We start from the raw sequence: 4150 nt of genomic DNA on the forward strand, positions 1-4150 counted from the left end.
TGGACAGGCTGGATAGGAGGAGCCGGATGAGCGGAGACGTTCACGTCCGGTTCTGTGAGCGCCTCGGGGGGAGGGTCCCCGGGGCGACTCGACTCATTATTACAGGGAAGAGTCCAGCCGCTCTGGAGGAAGAGGTTCGGCCAAAAGTTGAACGTTTCCTGGCAGAGCGCGGATTACAGCTCTCAGAAGAGAAAACGCGCATCAGTCATATTGAGCAAGGCTTCAATTTTCTGGGCTTTCATTTTAAAAAGTACCGAAAAACCTTGTTGATCCAGCCTCAAGACGGTAAAACCCGAGAATTGCTTATGAAGGTGCGAGGCGTGCTGAAGCAATATCGCGGCATTCCGTTTCACGCTCTACTGGCAAAACTCAACGCCGTGATCAGAGGCTGGGCCTATGCGTATCGACACGTGGTAGCAAAAGAACGCCTGAGTTACGTCGACGAGAAGATCTATCCACTGGTGAAAAAGTGGCTTCAAAGGGAACACCGATCTAAGACGTGGGCATGGATCAGAAAACGCTACCGTGGGCGCTTCAAAGGTCGCATCGAGTATGGGTGCTATTACTCGACAACATCGGGCCCGAAGCTCATACGATTGTTCAAGGCCAGTGACCTGCCGATTCGGTATCACAGCAAAATACGCAGTGATGCCAATCCGTATGATCCGGGGGACAGCGATTACTTTGAAGCGAGAGCCAGGAAGCAGCGGATGAATGCACGACGGGATCGAAGGTTCCTGAACAGCTCGTCGTGTGAGAAACTGGCCGCCTAAATGGAGGCCATACTGGATATGAATAGGTGGGTCGCTTGTGCGGCCTTCAAAGGGCTTGAGCTGTATGATGGGAAACTATCACGTACAGTTCTTATGGGGCGAAGGGCCGCAAGGCCCTTAGCTACCAGGTATTTCTATGGTCATATTTGTAGCAACAAAAGAAGGCTTTAAAGAGCTTAAGGAAATAATCCTTACTGGTAGATACCCGGTATGGGTTGGTGCAGATGTTCTTTCAAAGGAAGAAATGGCTGAGGTTAGAGAGGATGGCGTTTACCTTACCAATTTCTTGTACCCTATAGATCTCAACAATGCGGAGGTCGTTAGTGAGGCACTGGAAAGCATAGCTTTGCATCATCCAGAAGAGCGGGTGTGGTTAGAGTGCATACCCTAAATTTAACAAGCGCAGCCACGACGATGGCTTTTCCGTTGCGGCTTCGCCTTCACTACAAAGCCACGCGTGCTGCGAGCGTTATTTGATTTCAAGGATTGAGCTATGAATGAAAATATAAAGGAAGTTGATGGGGTTAAAATTCAACCAAAACACTTAGCTACCTGTCATTGTGGCCTGGTTGAAATTGAAGTGGACTTGCCGAAAGGTTTAGTAGATGTTAGGCGCTGTGATTGTTCTTTGTGCCGCAGAAGAGGGGCAATTGCAGCATCAGCATCTTTGGATGGAATCAAGATTATAAAAGGTGAAAAATACCTTAAGTTGTACCAGTTCAATACAAATACCGCAAAACATTATTTTTGTAGCAATTGTGGGATATATACACACCACCAAAGAAGGTCAAATCCAAATCAGTTTGGTTTTAATGTGGCATGTTTGAAAGATATAAATCCACTAAAAATAGAGGGCGTTCCCACAGAAGATGGTGTCAATCATCCAGCGGATCGGAGCTCCCTCAAATAACCAGTCGACCCAAGGGACAGCCTACTATAAGCATCTTTTGCGCGGTCGCTGCGCTCCCATTTTTGCACAAAAGGCGCTTATAGTAGGCTGCCCTTGATCTCAGCGTTATACGGAAAGGAGTAATCAGTGAGCTTCGATCTCATGGTGTTTGAACCATCGGCAGCCCCCACGGAGCGGGCCAAATTCATGGAGTGGTATCAGGCGCAAACCGAGTGGTCTGAAGACCACAGCTATCAAGACCATTCTGTTACGAGCCCGGCCTTGAAAGCCTGGTTTGAAGAGATGATTAACTTCTTTCCGCCTATGAATGGCCCATTGGCATCAGATGATATCGATGATGAGAAAGTAACGGATCACTGTATTGGCAAAGAAGTAATTTATTCAGCCTTCGCCTGGCCTGTAGCTGAAGAAGCCTATAGAAAAATGCGTGAACTTGCCATAAAGCACAACGTGGGTTTTTTCGATGTAAGCGCAGATCAGGGCGAAATTCTATTCCCCGGGCGGTCGATAACAGGGTCGTCCGCTAAATCTAAACCATGTTGGAAATTCTGGTGAATCCGTATAACCAGGCCAAGCTGGCGGACAGCCTGCACAAAGCGCTTCGCGCAAAAAATCGTTCCGGCTGCCGCAGTTGGCAACGTTCAGGTTGTAGAAAAACTCGAGCACTTCTTGAAGTAGCAAATTTTTCGTGCGGAGAGTGCTCTGAAATGCTTTTCGCCATACAAAACAGGTCCAGAATTCACGTAGGAGCGCGATTTTCTGGGCAAAATATAACCAGAACGAAAGGCCGGAGTTTTTCTACAGCCTCGTTAGCGATCGAAATTAATCAACTACTTGAAGGGATAGAGATGAAGGTATTTTTAAGTTGGTCAGGAGAAACCAGCCATAAGGTAGCGTTAGTACTTCGGGAGTGGTTACCTTCAGTAATTCAATCTATAGAGCCGTATGTATCATCAGAAGATATTGACAAGGGTGCCAGATGGAGTACAGATATAGCGTCTGAATTAGCTGATTCGAGTTACGGAATTTTGTGTGTAACTAAAGACAATTTACACGCGCCATGGCTGACATTTGAGGCTGGCGCTCTTTCCAAGACAATGGATAAATCTTTTGTTAGCCCATTTCTTTTCAATATTAAACGTTCTGAAGTAAATGGACCAATTCTTCAGTTTCAATCAACGATTTTTGAAAAAGATGATATAAAGAAGCTTCTAGTCTCTCTCAATAAGGCGAGCGCCGAAGGTCAGTTGAGTGATGAAAAACTAGATAAGGCACTGGATGTATGGTATCCCGATCTTGAAGAAAACCTAAATAAGCTACTAGATCAACAACCTAAACAAGATGCTTCTAAGGTCGAAGTTCAGGAACAAGAAAGTTTATCAAACGCTATTCTTGAAGAAATACTTGATCTCTCCCGCGTAAATCAAAAGCTCTTGAGAAACCCAGAAACAGATATATACAAAACTGTTGAATCAATGCAGATGATGCTAAAGGAAATAATTTTAAGATCTGAATTTGAAAAGGACATCAGACTGTCAAAGAGGAGAAGAAAGATTCATCCAAAAATGCTCGATGAAGTTCTTCATGTTTCTCCTAGATTTGAAAAGAACTTCACAGGATTCCAAATTGCTATTAGTTTGTTTAGAGATGATTTCCCGTGGATATATGATGCAGGCATAGATCTAGTGCGGACACTCAGAAGCACGGATGACCCTGAGATGCAAAGAGATTCTGTTCAAGCATTTGACGAGCTCATAGAGTTTTCTATAGAACATCCAATGATGAGAGAAATGTTCATGCCTGACAAGGAAATTTGGATGATGGCTAGAGATTTACCTCACATCCTTCGTAGAACTTTAGAAGGTTACTGGAGACGCTAACGAGGCATTGCAGCGGACAGGCCGCTGCAATGCGGTATTAAGCATACGAGCCCATGAGTAACGTAGACCAACTAATAGAAAAAACAGGAATATTTTTTCGCCGGCATTGGCGGGAGTCAGAGCCCTGCCCTGAGTGGCGATTCGATTGGGAGTGGAGTGGGCCCGTACCCAATTACCTTTTGGGCGGTGTGTACTCTCTTCTCGCTGGAGATCGGGTCGTCTATGTTGGCCTTGGGAACAGTAGAGGCGGCGGCATATATCAAGAGCGCGGGATTAGCCGGCGGCTTGAGGCTCACGTTCTCGATCTGGCGCCAGAAGGCAGCGAGGCAAGCTATATACCTAAGTCGCGCTGGCAAACCATCGGAGTAACAAGCCTCGGCACAATTGGATTTCCAGCCGAGCTAAGCTACTTGGCCCCTGCACTGGAGGATTACCTCATTGGTGAGCTCAGTCCGTCCGAGAACTCTATTCGGCGAAGAAATGCTTAGTGTCAACCCAATCATTGCATAAATTTTGACACTTCCGCGACTAGGCCGCAGATTTCATGGCATCGAGATAATGCAACAACTCCGATTTGACAGCACTGT

Annotated in this window: 5 protein-coding genes; all 5 read left to right on the forward strand. The window is 46.2% G+C overall.

The window, feature by feature from the left end:
- A partial coding sequence (locus tag FHS09_RS22295; protein ID WP_281383202.1) for a group II intron maturase-specific domain-containing protein occupies window positions 1-773 on the forward strand: 773 nt, incomplete at its 5' end.
- A 136-nt stretch (window positions 774-909) separates the two neighbouring features.
- Entirely contained in the window at window positions 910-1164 is a 255-nt protein-coding gene (locus tag FHS09_RS22300) for a hypothetical protein (protein ID WP_183464079.1), read from the forward strand.
- 102 nt (window positions 1165-1266) lie between these two features.
- Complete coding sequence (locus FHS09_RS22305; protein WP_183464081.1) at window positions 1267-1683, forward strand: GFA family protein; 417 nt, start codon at window positions 1267-1269, stop codon at window positions 1681-1683.
- A gap of 126 nt (window positions 1684-1809) precedes the next feature.
- Window positions 1810-2238 (forward strand): hypothetical protein, encoded by a 429-nt coding sequence (locus FHS09_RS22310; protein ID WP_183464083.1) that lies wholly within the window; start codon window positions 1810-1812, stop codon window positions 2236-2238.
- A complete protein-coding gene (locus tag FHS09_RS22315; RefSeq protein WP_343057556.1) occupies window positions 2235-3563 on the forward strand; it encodes a toll/interleukin-1 receptor domain-containing protein in 1329 nt (442 codons plus the stop codon). Before FHS09_RS22310 ends, FHS09_RS22315 begins: the two co-directional genes overlap by 4 nt.
- The last annotated feature ends 587 nt before the right edge of the window (window positions 3564-4150 follow it).

Source organism: Microbulbifer rhizosphaerae (genome assembly GCF_014191725.1).
In the GTDB taxonomy this organism is placed as follows: Bacteria; Pseudomonadota; Gammaproteobacteria; order Pseudomonadales; family Cellvibrionaceae; genus Microbulbifer; species Microbulbifer rhizosphaerae.